The sequence below is a fragment of the Chitinophaga sp. 22308 genome (assembly GCF_052045305.1).
Classification (GTDB): Bacteria; Bacteroidota; Bacteroidia; order Chitinophagales; family Chitinophagaceae; genus Chitinophaga; species Chitinophaga varians_A.
On the sequence record NZ_JBQEOP010000002.1, the window covers coordinates 299,725 to 324,445 of the forward strand.

Here is a 24,721-nt window from a genome sequence, read left to right on the forward strand (position 1 = left end):
ATGTATCAGTCGCTCACTTTTCTTCATTCCATCATCCGCTGGCTGGTGTTAATAAGTTTGATTATCGCCATCTGCAAAGCAGCCAAAGGATATTTTACCAACGCGGTCTTTACAAAAAGTGATAATGCCGTAAGGCACTGGACTGCCACCATAGCACATATACAATTGCTGGCAGGCATGGCGCTCTACTCTCAAAGCCCGGTCATTCAATATTTCTGGAAACACTTCAGTACAGCAAAGGAAACGTTTGACCTGCTGTTCTTCGGTTTGATACACGGCCTGTTGATGTTCACTGCCATTATTATTGTCACTATCGGTTCTGCTATGGCGAAGCGCAGGCCAACAGACAAAGATCGGTTTAGAACCATGCTGGTTTGGTATTCCGTAGCCTTGCTTATTATTTTCATTGCCATACCATGGCCGTTTTCACCTATTGCTAACAGACCATATTTCAGATAAACATGAAATCGTTATTCAGCACGCCGATCGGACGGCTACGCATCATCAGTTACCTGGAAGGTATTTCCCTGCTTATACTTTTATTTATTGCGGTGCCTTTAAAATATGCATCCGGTTTGCCGGGCCTGACAAAGTTAATGGGGCCTGTTCATGGCCTGTTATTCCTTCTTTTCATATTCAATACCATCAGTGTGGGCGTGGAATATAAATGGAAGTTTAAAGACACTACCTGGAAAGTGATCCTGGCATGTTTTATTCCTTTCGGTACTTTTTATATAGATAAAAAAATTTTGAGTAAAATATGAAAAGATGGATGATCATTGCCGTCGCATTGCTCCTGGTATATATTGGGTACAGGGTTTACAGGTTCTATACCCTGGACAAGGGGCTCGATGGGTTAGTGGCAGCAGGAGCAATCATACTGGATGTGAGAACAGCGCAGGAGTTTAAAATGGGGCATATAGAAGGGGCCGTTAATATGTCGCTTGGCGAAATCCGCCAGCGGTATATTGAACTGGATACAGCTAAAACCTATATCACGGTTTGCTCGCATGGCCTCCGCAGCGTAAAGGCGGAGAAGCTGTTGAAAGAAAGAGGGTTCAGGAAGGTTTATAATGGCGGGGCGTGGAGCGATTTCCAGGAATACCTGAACAAGCATAAAAAATAACGTGGCAGTAAACAAGCGGCCGCCTTATTTATGATGAGACGGCCGCTTTCTGCTTAGAGCTCAAACATCATATCCCGTAGTTTGTTCCAGTCCCCGTCGTCATCATCTTTAAAGTCTCCATTTATCATCATCACCACAGCCCGTTTGGTAGCGTAGTTGACATATAACTGGGCATGACTGCCGTATACGTCGCCGCCGTGGCCGTAAATATCCTGGTTGCCCACTTTCCGGTGCTGCCAGAAAAGGCCGTACACTGATTCTGCTTCCGGGAATTGTACTTTGCCCATCGCTTCCAGAGTGCCGGCGGCAATAATCTGTTTGCCATCTTTGGCGCCATAGTTCACCAGCATCCTGGCAAAAGTGCTAAGGTCGTTCAGGCTGGCGTGCAGACCGCCGGTACAGTAATCTACCATGCTGTAATCCCCGTGTGTTTGCTGGTCGGCGTCATAAGGCAGGGCGAATGGCTGTGTAGCGTAATCACGCAGGTGCCATACCAGTGCGGTAGTGCCCAGCGGAGCAATGAACTGGCGGTACGACCAGGTGTCGAAACTTTCCTTTACGGTCAATTCTACAATGTAGGCAGCTAATGCGGCACCCAGATTGGAATACCCGAAGACGGGTTTGGCGCGGTCGTCGATGAAGCTCCTGGTATTATAGAATTTTCCGGAAGGATCGAGCATGCTTTGCACATATTCCGACAGCGCCATCGGATGGTCTTTCCCAGGCACCAGGAAATCAGACAATAGCATGTCGCGGTATACAGCGTCTATAATACCGGAGGTGTGCGACATCAACAACCGCAGCGTAATTTTTTTGGTTGGGTTGAAAGGGTTCTGCAGTTTAAAAGGCAAATAATCGTTGACGTCAGCATCGAGGTTTAATTTGCCGTTTTCCACCAGGCGCATAATGCTCAGGCCAATGAATGGTTTAGCCAGTGAGCCCACTTTGAAGACGGTCTTCGCTGTGATGGCTTCTTTTTTTTCGATGTTGGCCATGCCGGCTATTTTAGACCAGACGATGCCGTCCGGGCCCACCAATGCGACGGCGATGCCCGGGATCTTCTTTTGTTCAGTAATAACAGCGATCTGTTTTTCTACTTTTTCAGTTTTGAATGGCACGGAAGGAGTGGCGTCGTCTTTGTCCTTTTTTTTGCAGGCACACACGGCCAGCAGGAGCCCTAGCCCTAAGCAATAGTTTCTCATATGTTTTTTTGCAAATGAAAGAAAGATCATGTTGGCGATTGACCGGTATTATAGAAAGCCGGTCATAGTTACGTTCAACAGACATCTGTGTGCAACAATACCGGCGTAGGGGTAGGAGTGGGTGGGCCGCGTATTATTGGTAGACTAAATGAGCCGGTTGGTGTGGCGGATGAGGTATTTTGTTCACCGGCGGCGGTAATATAATGATGGAAATACAAGCGGGGCAGCAGAAAAAAATTACTTCGGTGTTGCAACATTTGATACCTGCGGCGGTAGTATATATGATTGTTGGCATGAATGACTATCAGCCGCAATGGCAGCCGCTGATGAAAGCACTGGCGACTGTTTTTATCCTTGCGGCGCCATATGTGAACCAGTATGTGCTGGTGCCCCGGTTGCTGCTGCGCTTCCGGTATTACGCTTATGCGGTGCTGGTATTGGCGTTGATTGCCCTATTGTTTGGCGTCACTGTCTGGACAGAACCTTTGCTGGCGCCAATGCTGAAGGCTGGTAAATTTTTTACGCCCTGTGATGTACAGGACATATTGGTGTTTTTTGTGATGATGTTATCGCTGGTGGCGGCTTCTACAGCCATACCGCTGTTCTGGCAATGGGTACAGGCCGGCTACCAGCGCACGGCGGCGTTGGAGACGGAGCTGGAAAGCCTGAAGAAACAGCTGTCGCCACATTTTCTCTTTAACACGCTCAATAACCTTGATACGCTGATTTATGCGGACCAGCACCGGGCTTCGGCGGTAGTGCATTCGCTGTCACGGTTGCTGCGCTACCAGTTGTACCTGTCGGGCAGCGATAAGGTTTGTCTCCGGCAGGAGCTGGACTTCATGAAGGATTTCCTGTACCTGGAACAGCTGCGGCATGATGTGCTGGAAGTGCGTATCACAGTGGATGACGGCGCACAGGACATATTGCTGCACCCTTTTCTGCTGATGCCTTTTGTAGAGAACGCTGTTAAACATAACGATTATAACGGTGACGCCTATATTCATTTGCATGTTGCCGTTGATGCCGGTAAGCTGCATTTTATCTGCGTTAATCCTGTCTCGCGTTATACGGCGGCGGATGGCGGCGCAGGCCTGAAAAATGTATGCCGCCGGCTGTCGCTGTTATATCCTGGTGAGCATACGTTGCGCACGGAAAATAACGACGGTGTATATACAGTAGCCTTAACCTTTAATATATGAACTGTATTGTCATAGACGATGAACCGCTGGCACGTGAGAAAATCCGGTTACTGGCGGCACAGGACGTGTCCCTGCAATTGCTGGGCTGTTTCTCCGGGACTGACAAAGCCGCGGATTTTATGGAACTGAACCCGGTGGAGCTGGTGTTTCTGGATGTGGAAATGCCGGGTGGCTCAGGGCTGGACTTTGCGCGGCAGCTGCCGCAGGACACACTGGTGATTTTTACTTCCGCTTATGCTGAATATGCCCTGAACAGCTACGATGTGAATGCCATCGATTATCTCGTGAAACCTGTACATGCGGCGCGTTTTGCGCAGGCGGTGCAGAAAGCGCAGGACTATGCGGACATGAAAAGGCAGCGGAAGCTGCAACAGCAGGAGGTGGCCGCCCTGCAACAGGACCACGTGTTTGTACGGGCCGACAGGCGGCTGCACCGTGTCGTATTCAGCGATTGCCGGTATATAGAAGGCATCAAAGACTACTGTGTTTTGCATCTTTCCGATCGCAAACTGATGGTAGGCGTCAATCTGAAAGCCTTGCTGGAACAGCTGCCACAGGACATCTTTGTACGGATCAGCAAGTCAGTGGTGGTTAATTTCCGACATGTGACAAGCCTGAACCATCAGGATGTGCGGATTAACGATGAAGAGCTCATGATCGGCAATGCCTACCGCGAGCACCTGTTCTCGTTTTTTGTGGAACATCATGTTATCGGGAGATGATCTATTTTTTGTTGAATAGTCTGTTTTTCGGGTTGTGTTTTAGAGAGATGCAATGCCTGTTGCAGGTGTTGCAGCGCCTGCTGGTTGTCGATGCCGTGGTATAGCTCTCCCAGCAACGTATGATAATACGGGTTGCCGGAGAGGCCCAATTTCTCCGCTTCCGGAAGGGCGGCGGCGTTACCTTTTACCTTCGAGAGGGCGAAGGTGCGGTTGAGCGCTGCCACGGGCGAGTATTCCAGCTGCAGCAGCCGGTTGTACAGGTGCAGGATATTGTCCCATTTTTCCGGCGTGTCTTCCTTGATGGTATGCCACCAGGCGATGGTGGCTTCGAGGTGGTACCTTGACAAGGAGCTGCCTTGTGAGGCTTCGTGCAGATAGTAGGCGCCTTCGGAGATCAGTTCCCGGTTCCATAACGATTCGTCCTGGTCCTGGTAGAGTATGAGCGCGCCGTTTTCATCTTTGCGGGCCGGCAGCCTGGAAGCATGGAAGCACATCAGCGCCATCAGCGCGTTCACCGCCGGTGTATTGGTGAGCGGATTGTTCAGCAGCAGTTTGGTGAGGCGTATGGCTTCGATGCACAGCTCTTCCCTGACCACGGCGTCCTGGCTTTCGGAATAGTATCCTTCGTTGTACAGCAGGTACAAGGTGGTGAGCACGGCGTTTAGCCGTTGGGGTATTTCGGCGGTAGCCGGCATTTCGACGGCGATTTTTTCTGTCCGCAGTTTTTCACGCGCACGGAACAGTCGTTTGTTGATCGTTTCCTTATTCGACAAAAAAGCGTTGGCAATTTCATCGATGCCAAAGCCACAGAGGATGCGCAGGGCAAGGCCTATCTGTGCTTCGGCAGGTATCACCGGATGGCAGATGGCAAACAGCATCTGTAGCAGGCTGTCGCTGATGTTCTGATCGGAGAGGTCCGGTTCGGGAGCAGGCACGGCAGCTGTTTGTTTCAGTTCGGGCAGGATTTTCTCGCGGAACATATGGGCCCGCGCAAAATAATTCCTCGCTTTGTTTTTGGCCACTACGTACAGCCAGGCGGTAGGGTTTTCCGGAATACCTTTGTAGGACCATGTTTCCATGGCCAGCAGAAAAGTTTCGCTGGCGATGTCTTCGGCCAGTTCGATATGTTCAATACCAAAATATTTACAAAGGACAGCAGATATCTTGGAGAACTCTGTCCTGAACAAATGTGGTATCAATTCCTGTTGCTGCATAACGGAAAGGAAAGCTCCTGCCATACAGGGGCAGGAGCTGTTACATAAAGTTAATGCATATCTTCTCCCCTGATAATTTTTCTTACTTCTACCGTATTGCCTTCACCGCCTAATATAGGGCAGTCTTTGGCAAACGATGCCGCTTCATCGGCGGATTCGGCCTTTACAATAATATAGCCACCCAGCGTTTCCTTGATTTCTCCAAAGGGCCCGTTGGTGACCATTTTGTTGTGATGCACCACACGGGCGTCATCAAACAGCAGCCCGTTGCCGAGCACAAATTTGTTCTGTGCAGCGATGCCGCCAATCCAATCCATGGTGGCTTTCATCCATATCTGCATTTGTTCGGGAGAAGCGATTTTTTTGCCATCCTCGTGGCGGAAAATCAACATAAATTCGTCCATGATGTGTCTGTTTTAATTGTCAGGAATATTGTTTTGGAACACCCCTTAACAAATGAAAAATATCAAATTGGACATCTGCCTGAAAAAATATTTTTTTAACAGATTGGCGGTGCAAACCCGCCGGCAATATATGTTTTTATTGTATGACCAATTTAACGGAGTCAACCGACAGCCGTGTTTTCAACCAGTTCTGCACTTTAATTTTTTCGGCCGGTTTTATTTTCCGGGAGAAGCCCGCCATTACCACCATACAGGTGTCCGTGTTATTGCTGTCGGACCAGCGGAATACCATGGGGGAGGCGGCATAATATTGACAATTGGGAAAAAGGACTTTAAGCTCACCGGTAAGATCAGGCGGGGGCGGCGGCGTGGTAACGGGCACATTGACCTGGCGGCTGCTGTCCTGCCGGAACACGTCTTCCAGTATACTGGCCTTGATCTGGGAGAAATCGATCTCCTGTTTTGCATTGAGCCCTTGCCTGACTATCAGTTGTGTATTGTACAGATGGTATTGTGGCATGATGGCGCGGATCCGTGCAATGGCCGTATCCGCCAGTTCCGCACCAATCAGCAGCAGGTTGATTTCACGCTGTTTAGGCTGGTAGATGAAATTGCGGCTGACCACCTGGGTGTTGTTAAAGTTGAAGGCGTCCCGGACAAAATTCCGGGCATTGTTTTCAAAGATACTTTTGTCTACAATACGATAAGCCAGATAGACGCTGGGAGTAACAGTAATGACAGTAATCAGGAGAATATAACGGGATACTTTCCGTTCGTACTTTTTATCTTCAAAATGACGTTTTCTGAAGCGAAGAAAACGAACGATCAGGAAAGTGCTCAGGCAGATGAAGATGCTGTTGATAAAATAGAGGTAAAGCGCGCCGGCGAAATACAACAGGTTGCCATTGGCCAGTCCGTAACCTGCTGTACACAGCGGAGGCATGAGTGCGGTCGCAATGGCCACTCCGGGTATCACATTGCTTTTTTCCTGTCGGGTGGCGGCCACTATACCAGCCAGGCCCCCCAGGAAAGCAATGAACACATCCCATACAGAAGGCGTGGTACGTGCCAGCAGTTCGGACTGTGCGTCGTGCAGGGGCGTAATCAGGAAGTAAAGGGTGGAAGTGGCTATGCTGATCATAGTGGCGATAAGCAGGTTGCGGCTGCCTTTTTTCAACAGGTCGAAGTCACTGATGCCCATGCCTAACCCAATGCCCATAATAGGGCCCATGAGCGGGGAGATAAGCATAGCGCCGATGATCACCGCTGTGGAATTGACATTGAGCCCAATGGAAGCAATAAAGATGGCAAATATCAATGTCCATAGATTAGCACCTTTGAACTCTGAACTTTTGGTGATACTGGTGATCACTTCCCCTTCATCGGCTTTGTCGGAGTTCAGGTTGAACCGGCGTTGTACTGTGATGCGTACTGTTCTCCAGATACGGGATTCCCGGAATTTTTTTGTCATAATTTAAAAGATGTAACAGACAGTTAATGGATTAACAATCCTGCGCCCGCTTTCGTTCACGCGGTAAGTTTGCAGGGAAAATCCCGTAAAAACGGGATTTTATGTCTGTCTGGGTTAGTATATATTGTTAGTATTTCTAATCACTCAAACCGGTAAATTATGAAAAAGAAACCAGCAGCCAAACTGAAACTGGCTAAACTCAAAATTGCGGCCCTCAGCCAAACCATGGTGATCGGAGATCAAAACCGCACCCTGCCAATTACGCAACACAAAACCTGCCCTCCGACTTATTGGGTATGTTAGTACTGTAGGCAACCTATTCATAAGCAATGGCAGCCGGCGTATGGGATATCCCATGCGCCGGCTGTTTTTTATGAAAAATTGATTGAATTGAGTATTTTAGGCAGGACAACTTTTTGTTTCCACGTCATTATCCTGTTAAACAATACTAACATGAACATTTCCAGAAGGAATTTCCTGCGGCAAGGTACCCTGGCACTGGCGGGGGCCACGCTCTTGTCCCGGCCGCTGCTGGCTGCGGGCGCTAAAAAAGAAGTAATGGGTATCCAGTTGTATTCTATCCGCGAGGATATGAAAAAAGACCCGCTGGGTACTCTTAAACAACTGTCGGCCATGGGTTACCGGAATGTGGAACATGCCAATTACGTGAACCGTAAATTTTACGGTTATGCCCCTACGGAGTTTAAGAAGGTCTTGTCAGATCTCGGTCTTTCCATGCCCAGCGGGCATACCGTGCTTGGGCGCACCCACTGGGACCCGGCCACCAAAGACTTCACCGATGCCTGGAAATACACGGTGGAAGATGCGGCCACGGTAGGACAGAAATTTGTTGTCAGTCCCTGGCTGGATGAAAGCCTGCGAAAGAATTATGATGATTTCAAGGCCTATATGGACGTTTTCAATAAAAGCGGGGAACTGTGCCGTAAGTCAGGCATGAAGTTCGGTTACCACAACCATGATTTTGAGTTCAGTCAGGAACTGAACGGGCACAAACTGTTCGACCTGATCCTGGAAAATACAGACCCGGCGCTGGTGGCCCAGCAGCTGGATATTGGCAACATGTACCATGCGGGCGGCGTGGCGCTGGACATTATGCGCAAGTACCCCGGCCGCTTTGAGCTGATGCATGTTAAAGATGAAATCAAGGCTTCCGGTAAAGGGGAGATGGGCAGCGCCTTTGAAAGCACTGTATTAGGGAAGGGCGTTATCCCGGTGAAGGAGGTGATAGACCTGGGCCGCAAATCCGGTGGTACCCGCTATTTTATTGTAGAGCAGGAATCTTATCAATCGCTCACCCCGCTGGAATCCGTAAAGCAGGACCTGGCCGCCATGAAAAAATGGGGCTTTTAAACTGTAATACTACATACCGACAGAATGGACATGACCGTTCTGCCGGTATGTTGAAGGAGTCTCAGGTGCCGGCAGCTGCCGCTGTCTTGCTCTCCAGGATATTCAGATAGTGGGGGTTGTACATAATGCCCAGAATGTTGCCGAAAGGGTCTGTAACAGAGGCGGTCACGAAACCATGGCCTCTTTCGGTGATAGGCTGGTATTCAGTGGCACCGAGGGCAATCAGCTTGTCCAGCGTGCCTTTCAGATCATCGGTATGCCAGTATAGCACCGCGCCGGCAGGACCGTTGGTGGCACCGGGAGGAGCGTAACGGCTGTCAATGATGCCCAGTTCATGCTGGTAGTCGCCGATGCGGAATTCTGCATAGCCAGGCACGTCAAAATAAGGCGCCATGCCCAGTAATTGGGTATACCATTGTTTGGCGGCTTCATGGTCTGCTGCGTAGAAGCTGATGGTGGCTACTCCACGGATAGTTTGTTTGTTCATGGGTGTGTGTTTTGTCGTTGATGATGATACAAAACTATTTCCCTGGCATGACAGCCCTATGTCAGCAGTATTTCAACTTTTTTTAATTTTTTTTTTCGGGTGGGAAACCAGCCGGTATATCCCCAAAAAAAGAAGGGCCTTCTCCGCCGGAGAGGCCCTTTGTACTTTATATATGATAGCGGTTGTTTGCCGGAATTAATCGCGCTGCGGGTCGTAGCTGACCATCCAGCTGACGCCGAATTTGTCTGTCAGCATACCAAAGTAGGAGCCCCAGAACTGTTTGGCCATTGGCATGGAGGCATTTCCGCCGGCAGACAGGCTGCTGTACAATTTGTCCGCGTCCGCCTCACTGTCTGCCGTGATGGCGATGGCAAAGTTGGTCCCGTTGGTAACGGTGCCGCCCATATGTTCGGGTACGTCGCTGCCCATTAGTATAGACCCTTTGCCGATTGGCAGGGCCACATGCATGACTTTGTTTTTTTCGTGTTCCGCTGGTGCATACTCCGGAGGGCTGTCGCTGAAACGCATAACGACAAGGAACTCGCCGCCAAAAACAGATTTGTAGAAATTAAACGCTTCTTCGCAGTTGCCTGAAAAATTCAGGTAAGGATTCAGTGCAGATGCCATGGGATTACATTTTTAAGGTAAAACGAATAATATATAAAATTACATTCCGTGCATTGATTCGTAGCGGGGCATTCGTGACAATCAGGGGAGTATATTACGACATTTTTTATGGATGCAGCGAAATCAGCAATAAAATAACAATTCCTTCTCTTAATCTTTTGAGCGCTTTCCGCATATGTTGCTCTACGGTATTGACGGAGATGCCCAATGTATCGGCGATTTCGTGGTTGGACATATGTTTGTTGCGGCTCAACAGGAAAACGGTACGGCATTGATCGGGGAGGGCCTGTACCTTGTTTTGCAGCGCTTTTAGCAGGTCGCTTTTATATAGCTGTTGGGTGGTGTCTTCCACCGTGGCAGGCTGTTGCTGCGCGGCCAGGGAAGTATGTTGCTCCCGTACCAGCACTTTGCGGAAATAATCGTACGTCTTGTGCCGCAGTATCACCTGAAGATAGGCAGCCACATTGTCGAGACGGTATTCTTTTTTGTAGTAGAAAGCCAGCAGGCTTTCCTGTGCCAGTTCTTCTGCTGTGTAGCGGTCTTTGGTTTTCTGATAGGCAGTCGTTACCAGCTGTGGGAAATACCTGCGGTACAGAGAGGCAAACGCGGCCTCGTCTCCGCTTTCCCAAAGCGACAATAATGATTGGTCGTCCTTATGTGTTTCGTAATAATTCAAATAATTCAAATCAAAGCATCAACGGTGGCGGGATAAAGATAAAATCTTTTGTTAAAAATCTACCGGCGAAAAAAAATATATACGGAGAGTAACGGCAACGCTGTTGGCATTCGTCATCCATCCATACCATCGTTTTTATTAGAATAAAAAATATTTGAACAAAGGGTAACGGTAGCGTTGTCCAGCTACGTCATATCCATATATGGAACAAGAGAAGCTTCATCAGTTACTTGAAAAATATCATGCCGGCCAGTGCAGCGAAGCTGAACTGGAAGCTTTGCAGCAATGGTATGAAAGCCTGGGAGGTGCGCCTGAGGCGCCTCACTGGAAGGTAACGGAGGATGCCTATCTCGGTGATCAGTATGCCATATTTCAGCAACGCACAGGGCTTAAGCCTGTTGCTGGCGGCCGTCGCAGCTGGAGACGGGTGGCCGCTGCTGCTGCCGTTATCGCCGTTTCATGCCTGCTTGCCCGGTACTTTTATCCATTGCCTGTAACCAATACCCGCCAACCGGTGGCAGCTGCCACGTCGCACCAGACGTTATTGCCGCCGGCGCCGGACGAGGCAGTCAGCTACGACCGGCACCTGGTACTGCCAGACAGTTCCGTGGTGTTGTTACGCGCCGGAAGTACGCTGGAACTGTCAGATTCCTTTAACCAGGCCGCGCGCCTCGTCATCTTAAAAGGTGAAGCTTATTTTGATGTCCGTCATAATGCCCGCCAGCCTTTTATTGTCAGGTGTGCCAACGTATATACCTATGTGTTAGGTACCGCCTTTAATATCAATACAGCCGGAAAAGACCGGCAGGTGACCATCACTGTGACAAGCGGAAAAGTACGGGTGGAGCGGGAAAACAAGATCATGGCCGTGCTGACAAAAAACCAGGAGCTGATATGCCGCGACCGCCAGCCAGCCATACCGGCTACTTTAGAGAACATCGCACCCAAAGTGGAGTGGATGGCCAAAGACCTGCTGTTTAATGAAACCAGCCTGGAAACAATCTGTCAGCGGCTGTCTGCCCGTTACCAGGTCAACTTTACTTTTGAGAGACAAGTGAACAAAGAAAAACGCGTCACTATTACTGATGCATTTTATGGGACAGAATCACTGAACGATATACTGGATATCGTCTGTACTACCCTTGGATATACCTATTCCGTTACAGGCAATACTGTAACTATCACAACGCTATAATCATCCGTACTACGGAATTCAAAAATCAACCAAGCCTTATTACCATGAGGAGAGTATGCCTGTTGCTATTATTTGCCTTGCATGTACACCTGGGCCATGCCCAGATCTTACAGAAAACCATCAGCCTGTCATTTGATCACCAGTCCCTGTCATCTATATTGACAGCGGCCGGAAAGCAGGCCGGATGCAAAATTTCTTTCCCGGCCGATGACGTGGCAGGCTGGGAAGACATGTCTATTCATTGTACCGCTAAGCCGCTGGGCGATGCGCTGGAACAGCTCTTGCTCGACACAGACCTAGGGTACAAAGCCCTGCCGAACGCAGTGGTGGTGTTCAGAAAACAAATATCACCGGCAGCGCGCCAGCAGGACCGCACTGTGATGCTGAAAGGTATCGTGAAAAATGAACAGGGCACCACTTTGCCTTATGTGACCATTGCTGCAGGCACCAGCGGTGTCATGACCACCCTCAACGGCGCCTACTACCTCCCCAATGTGGCTGCCAGGGCCAGCGTGCGGGTATCCTGCGTAGGCTATGAACCCCGCACTTTTGTAGCGGAAGATCTGGCCTCCCTGTCTGAAGTGGTGTTGAAGTTGGGGCGCCACAGTCTGGGCATGGTGGAAGTGAGCACCGCCTACCAGCGTATCCGCCCGGAACAGAGCACCGGCGCCATTGCGGCCATCGGTACCAAAGAATATGAGTCCCGCATCAGCACTGATTTTTTGTCCGGTATCCAGAACAAGCTGCCAGGTGTGCTGATCAATAAGGATATTCAGTTTGAAGGAAACTCGCTGTTCCAGATCAGGGGGCTGTCCACTATTTCGGCGAACAAACAACCCCTGATCGTAGTGGATGGTTACCCTACGGAATTAACGCTGGACGCCATCAACCCCAATGAAATCAAATCCGTGACCGTGCTGAAAGATGCAGCTTCCGCTACTATCTACGGCGTTCGCGCTTCCAACGGAGTAATTATCATTGAAAGGAAACAGGCGGAGCTGGGCCGCACAAAATTTGCTTTTCGTACTACCCTGGGCGTTACCGGAAAAGAAAAATATAATACTTACCGCCTGGCACCCAGCACTGCTGTCCTGAATTACCTGCGCGATTCCTATAAAGATGGCGCTGACATTCCTGCAGACTGGTCAGCGTACCGCACCTCCTACAATGTATACCAGCCAGGGTTCGATATTCTCCTCGATAAAAAAGCAGGTTATATTACACAAGCCCAGCTGGAAGAACGTTTCGCCGCATTAGGCGCCTATAACAATGCCGCTGATTACAGCCGGCTGTTTCTCCGTTCGGCGGTCAACCAGCAATATGACCTGAACCTCTCCGGTGGAACTGAGCAGGCCACCTACTATGTGTCTGCCAACTATACGGCCAACCGGTTCACCAAAATGAATAACAGCGACAGCCGGTTCCTGCTGTCCGGTCGGGCCAATTATAATTTTAATAAAAAACTTTCACTGGAACTCACTACTGATTACCTGGAAACAAAAAGTCTGCTGGCGCCGGTGCCAGATTTTATGGACGTGTACGGCTATGAACGATTCCGGAATGCTGATGGAAGCCCTGCGGCCATCTTCGTAGGGTCTAATATGAATCCGGTTTTTAATGATACTATTATTAAAAAGGGACTGTATGATAACATGAACTATCCCCTGGTCAATATGAACGAAATCAATGACAGGAACAGGACGGTGAATAATAAGGTGATCGCTAATTTTAATTACCGCATTGGTCATGGATTCAGTTTCAAATTCGGTGGTATCTATGAAAATTCCCGTTCCGATCTGAAACACTATGCCAGTGAAAAATCCTCAGAAGCGCGTCAGTACGTCAATGCCTATGCGGAACAAACGCCCACCGGCATTCTCTTCAATGTGCCAAAGGGAGGCTACATCAACCAGCAGAATGTCAGCGCCGTCAGCTATACGCTGAGGGCGCAGCTGGACTACAATAAAATCGTTCACGACGAGCATTCGTTTAACGTCATTCTGGGAGCAGAAAACCGGAAGGTAGTAGCGGAATCTTCCACGAGTGCCACTTTCGGGTACAACGACCAAACACTGTTACAACAACCGGTGGATTATAACAAGATATTGACAGGCTACTGGGTCTCCAATTTTGCCGGGCGAAACCCAACGTTAATATATGAGAAGCTTTTTGGAAAAGCCTACCAGGAAGACCGTTATGTTTCCGGGTATTTCAACGGTGTATATGCCTTCAGGGGTAAATATTCACTGACCGGTAGTGTGCGGGTAGACCAGTCCAACCTGTTTGGCACCGACCCTCGTTTCCGCTACAAACCGCTTTGGTCAGTAGGTGCTGCGTGGAACCTCGACCAGGAGTCATTCATGAAAGGCGCAATATGGGTGGATGCGCTGAAGCTCCGCGTGGCTTATGGTTTTAATGGCAACACGTCCAAAGCAAGCATTCCGCAGATCGTAGCGAAGTATGCCACCAATTTACGAACCTCACCTACTTCCACCGCGCTGAACCTCGCTTCTATGGAGAACGCCGCCCTGCGTTGGGAACAGACGAAAAACTTCAATACCGGCCTGGACTTCCGTTTTTTAGGGAAGATTTATGGCAGTTTGGATTATTATCAGCGTAACAGCGTGGACCTGCTGGCCGATGCCCAGCTGGACCCTACCAAAGGCGCCAGCAGCGCCAAACTGAATGCCGCATCTATCAGTAATCAGGGCATAGAGCTGAACCTGCATGCAGACTGGATCACCCGGAAACGGTTCAACTGGAATACCGGCATCGCGCTGGCCCGCAATACCAATAAAGTGCAAGATCTGTATGTGAATAACAAACTGTATTCCTATAATTACCTGACCAACAATTATGTAGTGGGGTATCCTGCAGGGGCGGTATTTAGCTATCGTTATGCCGGCCTGGACACCAACGGCCTGCCACTGATGTACAACGGCGCCGGAAAAATAAAAACACCCGGCTATGCGGCGCTCGATGAGGGCTTCAGTGACCTGGAATATAACGGTCCCGGTATTCCTGTCATTACCGCCGGTATCAGCAACCGATTCGACATCGGTAATTTTTATGTGTATTGTATGATCGATTATTATGGTGGATTTAAAACCAGGATACCTGCGCCTTATGTCAGCACTACCAGACCATTGGAAGGGGCAGAGAATTATTTCCGTGAGAAAGGGGATGAACAGCATACAGACGTAATGGGGCTTTACCCTTACTGGTTGTATAATGCTTATCATTCTTATGTGTATAACTATGCTAACACCAGGGTTGTCAACGGTGCATATCTTGTGTTGCGAGATGTCACCGTCTCTTATAATTTCCGCAGGTTGCCGGCCATACAACGGATGGGCTTTACCAACTTCGAACTAAAGTTACAGGCCTCCAACATCACTACGATAGGGCTCAATAAATACAATTACAGTGTGGCCACCGGTAGCTATGCCAGAAGATTTCTGGTGCCGACGTATACCATCGGCCTGTTCACCAATTTCTAATGTTTTAACAGTAACGTATGCGCAACAAATGGATCATCTGCGGACTGGCTGTACTGTTTACCACTGCCACCTCCTGCAAAAAATACCTTGATATAGCACCTGTCGGCAAGACCATTCTGACCAACGTGAGCGACTATGATTTGTTTCTGAACAGCCAGGACCTTACCGCCAGTGGCGCGCGGGAACTGAACCTGCTGGGAGACGACGTAGATGTGACCACGATACCGAAAACACCGGACAGAGTGGAAGACCTGATTTATCTGTGGAATGCCCAATATTCCACAGACACCAAAGTGCCGCCGGCTTTCTGGGGGAGGCACTATGGCAATATTTATCGTTTTAATGCCGTGCTGGTCGGCATCGACAATGCCGGTAACGGTACTGAACGCGACCGGCGGCGTATCAAAGCAGAAGCTTTGCTGGGAAGGGCTTTCGAATATCTTTACCTGGTGAACCTCTATGCAAAGCCCTACAATGTGGCCACCGCAGCCCAAGACCTGGCCGTACCTTTCGTCACCTCTGTGGATATTTCAGATGCCACGCCGCCGCGCAGCACTGTAGCAGAAATATATGATCGTATTATTGGTGATATCAATGCGGCTATTCCTGATTTGCCCGCCAATAATACCGCCAACCACTTCAGGGGTGCGGTAACGGCTGCCAACAGCGTGTTGGCGCGCGCGTATCTGTATACCGGCCGTTATGAAGCGGCGGCAAAATACGCACGGCTGGCGATGGGGGACAATCCGCCTGCAATATTGGATTACAATACCATTGCTAATAAATCCGCTATTCCCAATATGGCGATACGACCGTTTGATTTGTATGCGCGTTACTCGACTAACGCTTCCCTGAAGGAATATCCTACTGTTGCTTTTCTGAAGATGTTTGATGTAAGCGATCTGCGGCTGAAATTGTTTTACGAGAACACGGGTGATTACACCTATCCTAAACGTGGTGTGGTGGCTTTTAACCCAAGCGGCGCTGTCGCCAATTTCGGTACCTGTGTGGAGGAGATGAAACTGATCATCGCTGAAGCGGCCGCCCGTGCCGGCAGATTGCCGGAGGCGCTGGCACAGGTAAACGATATCCGTAAATGCCGTATTAAAAAAGAAGCCTATCAGCCGTTATCGTCCACCGATGGGGTGGAAGTAATGGGTTTCGTAATGCGTGAACGACGGTTGGAGCTGGCCTATAAAGGGCTTCGCTGGATGGATATGCGCCGCCTCGACGCAGAGAACAGGATGCCGGCAGTATACCGGTACGATGCCAATAATGAAGCTATCGCCACGTTGCCGCCACATGGCGCCCGTTATACTTTACAGATACCTTTGGCCGTTTTACAGTTCAACCCGGATATGCCGCGGAATGATGACTAAAAAATAAATTATGGCAAAAACACTCATCTTCGGTGCGGCGTTGATAGGCACCATTTCCGTGCAGGCACAGTCGTTCACCCTCCATGGAACGCTCGCTAAAAACACACTGGCAGTTAATTCGTATATCTACCTGCGTTATGAACAGTGGGGAAAGACCATACTGGACAGCTGCCGGCTACAACAAAACACCTATCGTTTTCAGGGGAAAGTGGACTATCCGAAAGAAGCTACTTTGTTTCTGAAGGTAAGCGACAAAGATGCCCGATACTACCAGCAGACACGCCTGCTGAAGCCCTATGAGCACAGCTTCTATCTCGATGCCGCCAGCCTGATTGCAAAGTCTGATGGCGAGCTGCGGGAAACGCATATTACCGGTGGTGCGGCCGAAGCAGACAGGCAGGCCATAGAAGCCCTCCTGACGGCCATTTACCAGCGAGGAGAAAAAGAATACGGGGCGAAGCGGGAAGCGGCCCATAACCGTAAGGACAGTGCAGCCATTGCGGAAGTAACGAGGGCCTCCTACCAGAACGACGCCGAGCGGGAGACCGCTAAGCTGCGGTTTATGCAGGAGCATCCGCATACCGGTATCATGCTGAAACTGCTGAACGAATATACCCGTACTAAAATAGATCCTGCAGTAATTGGCCCGCTGTACGAAGGGATGTTGCCCGCGTTAAAAGCATCTCCCGAAGGGACCGTTTATGGCCGGCGGTTAGCCAAAGCCCGTGAAACCGCACCTGGTATGCTGGCCCCACCGGTCGCGCTCAAAGACCGGCATGATAACCTGGTGACCCTGGCTTCTCTTAAAGGCAAAGTGGTATTGCTTGATTTCTGGGGCAGCTGGTGTTATCCCTGCCGTATGAGTCATCCGCACCTGCGTGAAGTGTATGCCCGTTACAAAGATGCCGGATTTGAAATCCTTGGCGTGTCCAACGAAAGGGGAGATACTGCTAAATGGAAAGATAACTGGACCAAAGCTATGGACGCCGATCAGATGACCTGGCTCAATGTGCTGAACAACGACGCCAGTACCGGCAAAGATAAAGGTGTGCTGGAAGCTTATGACGTCAAAGCCTTCCCCACCAAAATACTGATAGACCGGGAAGGGAAAATTGTGGTGAAGCTGGTAGGCAATAGTGAAGCCAGCCGGGAAGCCCTCGATGCCCAACTGGAGCGCTTGTTGGGCAAAGGACAGTAGTATTGTTTCAGGCGGCGGTAGCACTACAGCCGCCTGAATTTTTATTTTATAAAAGATGCTTTTGTCTTTATTGTACATTTGCTCCGTCAAAAAACTGCTGGCATATGAAGCGTGCAAATACGGGGGAGGTGGAACGGAGGTGGATCGCTATCGCCCTGGTCAATCTGATGATCGTGGCATTATTGGGGGTACTGTTGCGGACAAATACCCTGTTCCCTCTGCCGGGGATGCATTTCGGCAATTGGCTGTTTGCCCATACCCATTTCGCCTTCGGCGGATGGATAACGCTTTGTTTATTTACCCTGTTGACCTACCGCCTGTTGCCTCCCGCTTACAGCGGTAAACGGATATATCCCCGCTTGCTGGCCGGTGTGCTGATTACGTCCGTGGGTATGTTGATAAGTTTTCCTTTCCAGGGGTATGCCCTTTTCTCCATTATTTTTTCGACGTTGTTTATCATCTGTTGCTGGGTTTTTGAAGTGATTTTTATCCGTGACCTGCTGAAAGCCGGCACAGAGCGGTCTGTCACCCTGCTGGCCACCGGTTCACTGGTATCGCTGGCCCTATCGGCCGCAGGCCCTTTTTACCTGGCTTATATGATGGCCCACCATCAGCGGGACACTGTCCTGTACCACGATGCCGTATATACGTACCTGCACCTGCAATACAATGGATTTTTCACACTGGCGGTTTTTGCCCTCTTCTGTCATCACCTCGGACCGGCGACAGCGGAAAAAATCCGTTATCGTTTTGCGGTGGTATTATGTGCCGCCGTTCTGCCTGCGATGTTTCTCTCTTATCTCTGGCATCAGCCGCCGGTAGGGATCCGGATCGCAGCCGGTGTTGGCAGCACCCTGCTGTTGATTGTACTGGCGCGTTTTGCGGAGCTGGCGCGCTCCGTAAAAGGAGAGTTGTATAGCGTCAATCCTCTGGCCCGCCGCATCGGGGCGCTGGCCCTGATTGCCTTTGCGCTGAAAACCTTTGCGCAACTGCTGACGATTTTCCCGGCCATCGGCAATGCCGTTTGTACCAACCGCCCGGTGATCATCATGTACCTGCACCTGGTGATGCTCGGCTTCGTGACGCTGTATATTTTTGCCCAACTGCTGTACGCGGGTTATTTTACCACTATGAAGGTGCTGGCCGGACTGGGGATGATCTTGTTTATTATCGCCCTGGTTTTTAATGAGGTGCTGTTATTCATGCAGGGGATGCCTGGCATATTTAAAGTGCCACCGGAAGCGTATCTGTGGGGGCTGTGGCTGGCGGCTGCCGGGTTGCTGGCGGGAACGGGCATGGTGGCGCTGGCGGCGATGCGGTATTTCTTTAAAAGAGCGTAATGTATTTTCATCCCGGTTATTTATTAATATAAACTACGTTTCACTCCTGAGAGAACAGTTCGATTATAACCTGATGCTGAAAGTGGGCAGTTCAAAGAAAATAACAGCACAAAAAATGGTTTACTCGAAGGAAAAGATAGAGCTTCGGAACGCGCTGGATTCGCTGGCGAATTGGTAGTGTGTTTTTTCCCTCCCATAACGTAAATTCGCCATGTCCATTTAACCATTTCCTGCCAAATGCGGAAGCCGGCTGCGATGAGACGCTTTTAACAACGACCCGCTTATCATGAACGAACTGGCAGCTCAACCTATTACATGGTGGAAATCTTTCCTGGAAGGGGATAAAGACGCTTTGTCCGCCCTCTACCGGCATTATTTCCCGGTGCTGTATGAGTACGGGGTACGGTTGCATGACCAGGAGGAGCTGGTAAAAGACTGTATCCAGGACCTGTTCGTGAAACTCTGGACAAACCGCAGCACTTTGCAGGAAGCGCGCGACCCGCGTCTGTATCTGTTGATAGCCCTGCGGGGCGGTATTTACAATAAGCTGAAGCCGGCAGGTGTCCGCAAAGTGATACCTTACGAAGCGCACCACGATTTCCGGCTGACATTCTCAGCCGAATCGGCTTATGTGAAAAAAGAGGCGGCAGGGCTGCAATCGAAGCAGCTGCTGGAGGCACTGGAGAAACTGAGCGCCCGTCAGAAGGAAATCATTTACCTGCGCTTCTATGAAGAAATGGAATACGAAGACATTTCCGCTGTCATGGGAATCACTGTCAAAGCGGCCTATAAACTGTATGCCCGTGCCATTGAAGCGCTGCGGGGCATATTGAACATATCCGTGTCTGCCCTGCTGGTGTTGCTGGCGCAGCATAAAGCCTGATCATTTCTCTACCACCTAAAAAAACTTTCAAAAGCGTGGGGTGTTTTCAACCGTTGTGGCTGTCCTATATGCCTGGTATGTCAAAAAATTAAAAGAGAAAGGTATTGGACTATCATCAATTTGATAAAAACGACTTCCTGGAAGATGCTTCCCTGCTCGCTTATGTGAAGGGCGATGACCCGGTCGCCGTGCGCTTTTGGGACGATTGGACACAGCAGCGGCCACCCAATATCGGGGAGTTCAGGAAAGCGGTGTTCCTGTTGCGCCACCTGTTGTCTGCCGAAAGGGTGAATGCCCGGCCGGGAACGGAGCAGGAGGTATGGGAGCGTATTTCACAGGCGATAGACACCGCAGCGACCACGCCGGCGCGCCGTATCGGGCTGCGCAGATGGGTGGCTGCTGCCGCTGTATGCCTGCTGCTGGCGGGTGCTGGCATAGGCTATTACTTCTACCGTTATAACGCCACGCAAACGGTGTACGCCGCCTACGGAACAAAAAAACAGATCATCCTCGAAGATGCCTCCGTAGTGACGCTCAATGGCAACTCCAGCCTGCGGTATGCCCGGCACTGGCGTAAAAACAGCCCGCGTGAGGTATGGCTCGATGGGGAGGCCTACTTTGAGGTGCAGCATCTGAAGAAAGACAATCTTCCGCTGAAAGCCGGCGAACGTTTCCTGGTACACATCGGACAGGTAGACGTTGAAGTGCTGGGGACCACTTTTAATGTAAAAGACCGCCGCGGTATTACAACCGTGTTCCTGAAAAACGGAACGGTCAAAGTGGGGGCCAACAAGGTGGAAGGCCTGGTGATGCAACCAGGGGAGGAAACGGAATACCACCAGCAGGAGCGCCTGCTCATTAAACATCCCGGTGACGCGGACGCAGCGGCGGCCTGGATGGACAATAAAATGGTTTTGCATAATACGGCCGTCAAAGAGATCGTCCAGGTGCTGGAAGATACCTACGGGTATAGGGTGGTGCTGACGGACACGGCTGTCGCCAACCGGAAAATCAATGGTGTCCTGCCGTTAAAGAATACTGAAACATTATTGTATATATTGTCCAATATGCTGGATGTGGAGATAGACATCCATAAAGAAGACAGTACGCTGCTGTTCAGGCCCGGAAAATAGTATTGTAGAAAAAACGTTAACCATTCCCTTTCGATGAGAAAAATGCTACTTGTTTGTAGTTTCCTGCTGTTGCTGTCTCTGGTCACGTGGTCTGCCGCGGCGCAAAAAAAGATGTCGCTGATCGAGGCGCTGGACAAGGTTTCGGCTGCTCTTGGCACCCGTTTCGTATATGAAGCGTCCCTGCTGGCCAACAAAACTACGACCGTTGATCTTTCTGACCTGAAAAACAAACCGGTGGAAGAGGTGTTGAAAGCCATCCTCTATCCCCATGACCTGTTGTTTTTGTATGTAGATAAAAACCACTATACCATTGTGGCGCGGAAAAATAAACATTCCGGTAATATAGCGCAGTTGCAGCCTGAAGACGATGTCCCTCTGCCCGGTGACTCCATGCGGCAGATACGGGGCAAGGTATTGAGCAACTACAACGAACCACTGGCCGGTGTTACGCTCAGGGCCGGCCGTTATGCAGCGGCCACTAACAATGAAGGCGACTTTACGCTCCGTGTAGACAGGACGGAAACAGCCCTGGATGCCACTGCCATCGGCTGGCAACCCGTGCATGTTGACATCTCCCCGAAAAATGGCGCCTGGTACCCTATCACCATGCAGGCTTCTACCAGCCTGCTGAAAGAAATCGCCATTGTGTCTACCGGCTATCAGAAAATTGAAAAATCACAACTGTCCGGAGCAGCCACCGCCATGTCTGCAAAGGATTATGACCAACGTACAGCCGTTACCGGTAACTTCCTGGAAAGCCTGGAAGGGAAAGTGCCGGGACTGGTGTACAACAGCATATCCCGCGAACTGTCTATCCGTGGCGTATCTACCTTTGATGCGGTAAAACGCCCGTTGATAGTGGTCGACGGATTTCCGACCGAAATAGATATCACTACTATCAATCCGAATGACATCATATCGGTGTCGGTGCTGCGCGATGCCGCCGCCGCGGCTATCTACGGTGTACAGGCATCCAATGGCGTCATTGTTATCGAAACCAGGAGGGGCAAAAGCGGCAAACCGGTTTTCAGCCTGCGTGCAACCTATGCCATGCAGGCTAAACCGGATTTTGGTTACCTGCACTATGCAGGCTCACAGGAGTATGCTCAGTTGATGAAAGACAGGGTAAACATCGATGGTTATTCCCGCCGGCAGGTCCGTGCAGGCGCACCGATTGATCCGGTGTATGAATTGCTTTTTCAGGTAAAGGAAGGCACGCTGACAGCCGAAGAGGCTGACCGCCGGATTGCCGGTATCACCGGCTACAATAACATGGCAGACTATAAACGCCTCTTTTACCAGACAAGGTATGCCCGGCAGGTTGACTTTGACGTGAGCGGCGGTAACGAAAAAAGTACCTATCTCCTGGGCATTAACTATGTGGGGGAAACACCTGTGGAAAGACGTGCTGACAACCAGCGTTTCGTCCTGAATTTCGCCAATACGTACAAGTTTACCGACCGGTTCTCATTCGATTTTCGCGCGGTGTATAACAATAGCGCCAACAAAAGCGGTAACACAGTACCCTATACGGACGTATTGCCGCATCAACGTTTTACCGATGAACAGGGAAATCCCGTCGCTTCAGTTTATGGCCCCCAGCGAGAAGCTTTTTTTTCCCGGAGCGTAGCGCAAAACGAGAAAATAAAAGCCTATGGCCTCTACGATCAGCTGTATTATCCTTATGGAGAATTGTTTGCCACTACCAACAAAATCAACCTGTCGGCCATACGCCTGCAGGGCAGGCTCAATACAGTGTTAACCAAATGGCTTTCGCTGGACCTGGGAGGGGCTTATGAAAATCAGCTGACAACTTCCGGCGTATTAAAGACAGATGATGCTTATGTTGTCCGTAAACTGATCAACACCAGGGCAAGGAAAGAGCCTGTCACCGGAAAGCCGCTGTATATCGATATTCCGGATGGGGACATCTATACACTGGACCACATAAGAGGTGTTTCCTATACGGTCCGTGGCCAGTTAAATGTGAACAGGGACTTTGATGGCGGTAAACATAATATCTCGGCCATCGCCGGTATAGAGCAACGGAAACGGACAGAGTCCGGCGTAAAAAGCTCCTACTTTGGATATGATGGACAGTCGCTGATCAGTAAACCTGTCAACATACAATCGCTAACAGGAAATAAGGCCCCGGAATTCAGTGAAACCGGCACGATGGCATCTACTTTTTTCCCGGAAGATTTTTTCGGGGAAACCAGCCTCGACAGAAGGTTTATGTCGTACTACGCACAGGCAACCTATATCTACCATCATAAATACATCGCCACGGGCAGTTTCCGTATAGATCAATCCAATCTCTTCGGTGCTGATCCTGCCTATAAAAACAAACCGTTATGGTCGGCCGGCGTCAGCTGGCGCATACATGAGGAGAATTTCATGCAGCCGGTTTCCTGGCTTAATCATCTTCAGCTACGTATGGCCACCGGGTTTAATGGTAATGTGCCTTCCAGTATCAGTGGCCCTTTTTTGTTGCTGGGTGCCGGGATCAACGCAGTGCCGGCTGTGGCAGTGCCGCAGTATCTTGTATTATCGCCGGAAAATCAGTCCATCCGTTGGGAAACAACCCGCAATTTCAACCTGGGGATTGACTATGCGTTGTTTGATAACCGTATCTCCGGCTCGGTGGACATCTACAATAAAAGCACGAGGGATGTTTTTGGTGAAATGTCTGCCGATCCTACCACCGGCTTTAATTCATATCGTGCCAATACAGCATCAATCCGCAACAGCGGCCTGGAACTGATGGTGAACAGTATTAACATAAAAGGCCGGCATTTCAACTGGCAAACACAACTCACCGCCTCTTTTAATCATAACAAAGTATTAAAGGTAATGGCCGCTGAAAGTGAGGCTTCTGTAGATCTGATAGCAGGAACGCAGCTAAGGGAAGGGTATCCTGTTAATCCCCTGTTCAGCTACCATTATGGGGGGCTTAATGAACTGGGCCAGCCATTTGTGTATAACCGCCTCAATGAGAAAAAAGTCATGAACAGGTTAGACGATAACATCGTAGATGTAAGCTTTGAAGATCTGGTTTTTAATGGTACTGCTACACCCAAGTACGCGGTGGGGCTGAACAACCAATTTTCACTGGGCAGCTTTGATCTCTCTTTTCTTTTCATGTACTACGGAGGCCATGTGATGAGAATACAACCCCCTTCTTCCTATGACGTTACTACCACCTACCGTTATCCATTGCAGGGAGCGGCCAACTACTGGAGAAAGCCCGGTGATGAAACGTATACCGATATGCCCGGCTTCCCGAAATACAACCAGCCTGGCGAATTTAACTACACAGCCATCTATGGTTATACCTATGCGCACAAGTTCGTCCGGAAGGCCGACTATGTCCGGCTTCGCGATCTGATACTGACCTATAACGTCAAATCGGCTTTCCTGCAACGGAATGGATTGAACCGCACTCAGCTCCGGTTACAGGCGCAGAATATGTTTCGTTATACCTTCAGCGGAAATGATATCGACCCTGAAGCCATAGACCGGGTGACGGGCGTCCGCAGCCTGCCGGTGGAACCATTTTATAGTTTTTCTTTTTACACTAACTTCTAATAC

Annotated in this window: 22 protein-coding genes; 15 read left to right on the forward strand and 7 right to left on the reverse strand. The window is 49.9% G+C overall.

Features of this window, described 5'->3' with window-relative positions:
• The 3 genes from ACTJJS_RS07920 to ACTJJS_RS07930 are packed head-to-tail and all read left to right on the forward strand — an operon-like array spanning position 1 to position 1,126.
• Positions 1-459 carry a hypothetical protein gene (locus tag ACTJJS_RS07920; RefSeq protein WP_440663220.1) on the forward strand — a complete coding sequence of 153 codons (459 nt, stop codon included), beginning with the start codon at positions 1-3 and terminating at the stop codon, positions 457-459.
• Positions 460-461: 2 nt separating this feature from the next.
• Positions 462-764, forward strand: a complete 303-nt coding sequence (locus ACTJJS_RS07925) for a DUF3817 domain-containing protein (RefSeq protein ID WP_168872392.1) — start codon at positions 462-464, stop codon at positions 762-764.
• Positions 761-1,126, forward strand: coding sequence for a rhodanese-like domain-containing protein (locus ACTJJS_RS07930; protein WP_440663221.1), 366 nt, complete (start codon positions 761-763; stop codon positions 1,124-1,126). Before ACTJJS_RS07925 ends, ACTJJS_RS07930 begins: the two co-directional genes overlap by 4 nt.
• A 53-nt stretch (positions 1,127-1,179) precedes the next feature.
• Here the strand turns inward: ACTJJS_RS07930 and ACTJJS_RS07935 are convergent, their stop codons facing one another.
• Complete coding sequence (locus ACTJJS_RS07935; RefSeq protein WP_168872394.1) at positions 1,180-2,328, reverse strand: serine hydrolase domain-containing protein; 1,149 nt, start codon at positions 2,326-2,328, stop codon at positions 1,180-1,182.
• 203 nt (positions 2,329-2,531) lie between these two features.
• Here ACTJJS_RS07935 and ACTJJS_RS07940 point away from each other — a divergent pair, with 203 nt between their 5' ends.
• Positions 2,532-3,530 (forward strand): sensor histidine kinase, encoded by a 999-nt coding sequence (locus ACTJJS_RS07940; protein WP_440663222.1) that lies wholly within the window; start codon positions 2,532-2,534, stop codon positions 3,528-3,530.
• Positions 3,527-4,252, forward strand: coding sequence for a LytR/AlgR family response regulator transcription factor (locus ACTJJS_RS07945; protein ID WP_168872396.1), 726 nt, complete (start codon positions 3,527-3,529; stop codon positions 4,250-4,252). Before ACTJJS_RS07940 ends, ACTJJS_RS07945 begins: the two co-directional genes overlap by 4 nt.
• On the opposite strand, the gene ACTJJS_RS07950 is transcribed toward ACTJJS_RS07945, so the two are convergent.
• From ACTJJS_RS07950 to ACTJJS_RS07960, 3 genes are all read right to left on the reverse strand, one after another.
• Positions 4,234-5,490, reverse strand: a complete 1,257-nt coding sequence (locus tag ACTJJS_RS07950; RefSeq protein ID WP_440663223.1) for an RNA polymerase sigma factor — start codon at positions 5,488-5,490, stop codon at positions 4,234-4,236. The genes ACTJJS_RS07945 and ACTJJS_RS07950 overlap by 19 nt on opposite strands.
• Before the next feature lie 26 nt (positions 5,491-5,516).
• Positions 5,517-5,870 carry a YciI family protein gene (locus ACTJJS_RS07955; protein WP_078667623.1) on the reverse strand — a complete coding sequence of 118 codons (354 nt, stop codon included), beginning with the start codon at positions 5,868-5,870 and terminating at the stop codon, positions 5,517-5,519.
• Between the two features lie 136 nt (positions 5,871-6,006).
• Positions 6,007-7,341: a TIGR00341 family protein gene (locus tag ACTJJS_RS07960; RefSeq protein ID WP_440663224.1), complete on the reverse strand. Its 1,335-nt coding sequence runs from the start codon at positions 7,339-7,341 to the stop codon at positions 6,007-6,009.
• 159 nt (positions 7,342-7,500) lie between these two features.
• Here ACTJJS_RS07960 and ACTJJS_RS07965 point away from each other — a divergent pair, with 159 nt between their 5' ends.
• Together ACTJJS_RS07965 and ACTJJS_RS07970 are read left to right on the forward strand one after the other, a co-directional pair.
• Positions 7,501-7,644: a hypothetical protein gene (locus ACTJJS_RS07965; protein WP_168872398.1), complete on the forward strand. Its 144-nt coding sequence runs from the start codon at positions 7,501-7,503 to the stop codon at positions 7,642-7,644.
• 150 nt (positions 7,645-7,794) lie between these two features.
• Positions 7,795-8,712 carry a sugar phosphate isomerase/epimerase family protein gene (locus ACTJJS_RS07970; RefSeq protein ID WP_440663225.1) on the forward strand — a complete coding sequence of 306 codons (918 nt, stop codon included), beginning with the start codon at positions 7,795-7,797 and terminating at the stop codon, positions 8,710-8,712.
• Between the two features lie 61 nt (positions 8,713-8,773).
• On the opposite strand, the gene ACTJJS_RS07975 is transcribed toward ACTJJS_RS07970, so the two are convergent.
• From ACTJJS_RS07975 to ACTJJS_RS07985, 3 genes are all read right to left on the reverse strand, one after another.
• The gene (locus ACTJJS_RS07975) at positions 8,774-9,199 is read right to left on the reverse strand and encodes a VOC family protein (RefSeq protein WP_440663226.1); all 426 of its coding nucleotides are present in this window, start codon (positions 9,197-9,199) and stop codon (positions 8,774-8,776) included.
• Positions 9,200-9,394: 195 nt separating this feature from the next.
• Positions 9,395-9,826, reverse strand: a complete 432-nt coding sequence (locus ACTJJS_RS07980) for a VOC family protein (RefSeq protein ID WP_440663227.1) — start codon at positions 9,824-9,826, stop codon at positions 9,395-9,397.
• A 106-nt stretch (positions 9,827-9,932) separates the two neighbouring features.
• Positions 9,933-10,502, reverse strand: a complete 570-nt coding sequence (locus tag ACTJJS_RS07985) for an RNA polymerase sigma factor (RefSeq protein WP_168872402.1) — start codon at positions 10,500-10,502, stop codon at positions 9,933-9,935.
• Between the two features lie 202 nt (positions 10,503-10,704).
• Between ACTJJS_RS07985 and ACTJJS_RS07990 the strand changes: the two genes are divergently transcribed.
• The 8 genes from ACTJJS_RS07990 to ACTJJS_RS08025 all read left to right on the forward strand — a co-directional run bounded on the left by ACTJJS_RS07990 (position 10,705) and on the right by ACTJJS_RS08025 (position 24,718).
• Positions 10,705-11,697, forward strand: coding sequence for a FecR family protein (locus ACTJJS_RS07990; protein WP_440663228.1), 993 nt, complete (start codon positions 10,705-10,707; stop codon positions 11,695-11,697).
• Positions 11,698-11,741: 44 nt separating this feature from the next.
• Positions 11,742-15,197, forward strand: a complete 3,456-nt coding sequence (locus tag ACTJJS_RS07995) for a SusC/RagA family TonB-linked outer membrane protein (RefSeq protein WP_440663229.1) — start codon at positions 11,742-11,744, stop codon at positions 15,195-15,197.
• A gap of 17 nt (positions 15,198-15,214) precedes the next feature.
• Positions 15,215-16,576, forward strand: a complete 1,362-nt coding sequence (locus ACTJJS_RS08000) for a RagB/SusD family nutrient uptake outer membrane protein (protein WP_440663230.1) — start codon at positions 15,215-15,217, stop codon at positions 16,574-16,576.
• Between the two features lie 10 nt (positions 16,577-16,586).
• Positions 16,587-17,774 (forward strand): redoxin family protein, encoded by a 1,188-nt coding sequence (locus tag ACTJJS_RS08005; RefSeq protein WP_440663231.1) that lies wholly within the window; start codon positions 16,587-16,589, stop codon positions 17,772-17,774.
• Positions 17,775-17,878: 104 nt separating this feature from the next.
• Positions 17,879-19,114 (forward strand): hypothetical protein, encoded by a 1,236-nt coding sequence (locus tag ACTJJS_RS08010; protein WP_440663232.1) that lies wholly within the window; start codon positions 17,879-17,881, stop codon positions 19,112-19,114.
• Positions 19,115-19,400: 286 nt separating this feature from the next.
• The gene (locus ACTJJS_RS08015) at positions 19,401-19,997 is read left to right on the forward strand and encodes an RNA polymerase sigma factor (protein ID WP_168872408.1); all 597 of its coding nucleotides are present in this window, start codon (positions 19,401-19,403) and stop codon (positions 19,995-19,997) included.
• 104 nt (positions 19,998-20,101) lie between these two features.
• Entirely contained in the window at positions 20,102-21,130 is a 1,029-nt protein-coding gene (locus tag ACTJJS_RS08020) for a FecR family protein (protein WP_440663233.1), read from the forward strand.
• Between the two features lie 33 nt (positions 21,131-21,163).
• Entirely contained in the window at positions 21,164-24,718 is a 3,555-nt protein-coding gene (locus tag ACTJJS_RS08025) for a SusC/RagA family TonB-linked outer membrane protein (protein ID WP_440663234.1), read from the forward strand.
• Positions 24,719-24,721: the final 3 nt, after the last annotated feature.

Bases quoted from the DNA above. Each gene is read 5' to 3' on its own strand.
- ACTJJS_RS07920 (WP_440663220.1), top strand. From the start codon at position 1: ATGTATCAGTCGCTCACTTTTCTTCATTCCATCATCCGCTGGCTGGTG.
- ACTJJS_RS07925 (WP_168872392.1), top strand. From the start codon at position 462: ATGAAATCGTTATTCAGCACGCCGATCGGACGGCTACGCATCATCAGT.
- ACTJJS_RS07930 (WP_440663221.1), top strand. From the start codon at position 761: ATGAAAAGATGGATGATCATTGCCGTCGCATTGCTCCTGGTATATATT.
- ACTJJS_RS07935 (WP_168872394.1), bottom strand. From the start codon at position 2,328: ATGAGAAACTATTGCTTAGGGCTAGGGCTCCTGCTGGCCGTGTGTGCC.
- ACTJJS_RS07940 (WP_440663222.1), top strand. From the start codon at position 2,532: ATGATGGAAATACAAGCGGGGCAGCAGAAAAAAATTACTTCGGTGTTG.
- ACTJJS_RS07945 (WP_168872396.1), top strand. From the start codon at position 3,527: ATGAACTGTATTGTCATAGACGATGAACCGCTGGCACGTGAGAAAATC.
- ACTJJS_RS07950 (WP_440663223.1), bottom strand. From the start codon at position 5,490: ATGGCAGGAGCTTTCCTTTCCGTTATGCAGCAACAGGAATTGATACCA.
- ACTJJS_RS07955 (WP_078667623.1), bottom strand. From the start codon at position 5,870: ATGGACGAATTTATGTTGATTTTCCGCCACGAGGATGGCAAAAAAATC.
- ACTJJS_RS07960 (WP_440663224.1), bottom strand. From the start codon at position 7,341: ATGACAAAAAAATTCCGGGAATCCCGTATCTGGAGAACAGTACGCATC.
- ACTJJS_RS07965 (WP_168872398.1), top strand. From the start codon at position 7,501: ATGAAAAAGAAACCAGCAGCCAAACTGAAACTGGCTAAACTCAAAATT.
- ACTJJS_RS07970 (WP_440663225.1), top strand. From the start codon at position 7,795: ATGAACATTTCCAGAAGGAATTTCCTGCGGCAAGGTACCCTGGCACTG.
- ACTJJS_RS07975 (WP_440663226.1), bottom strand. From the start codon at position 9,199: ATGAACAAACAAACTATCCGTGGAGTAGCCACCATCAGCTTCTACGCA.
- ACTJJS_RS07980 (WP_440663227.1), bottom strand. From the start codon at position 9,826: ATGGCATCTGCACTGAATCCTTACCTGAATTTTTCAGGCAACTGCGAA.
- ACTJJS_RS07990 (WP_440663228.1), top strand. From the start codon at position 10,705: ATGGAACAAGAGAAGCTTCATCAGTTACTTGAAAAATATCATGCCGGC.
- ACTJJS_RS07995 (WP_440663229.1), top strand. From the start codon at position 11,742: ATGAGGAGAGTATGCCTGTTGCTATTATTTGCCTTGCATGTACACCTG.
- ACTJJS_RS08000 (WP_440663230.1), top strand. From the start codon at position 15,215: ATGCGCAACAAATGGATCATCTGCGGACTGGCTGTACTGTTTACCACT.
- ACTJJS_RS08005 (WP_440663231.1), top strand. From the start codon at position 16,587: ATGGCAAAAACACTCATCTTCGGTGCGGCGTTGATAGGCACCATTTCC.
- ACTJJS_RS08010 (WP_440663232.1), top strand. From the start codon at position 17,879: ATGAAGCGTGCAAATACGGGGGAGGTGGAACGGAGGTGGATCGCTATC.
- ACTJJS_RS08015 (WP_168872408.1), top strand. From the start codon at position 19,401: ATGAACGAACTGGCAGCTCAACCTATTACATGGTGGAAATCTTTCCTG.
- ACTJJS_RS08025 (WP_440663234.1), top strand. From the start codon at position 21,164: ATGAGAAAAATGCTACTTGTTTGTAGTTTCCTGCTGTTGCTGTCTCTG.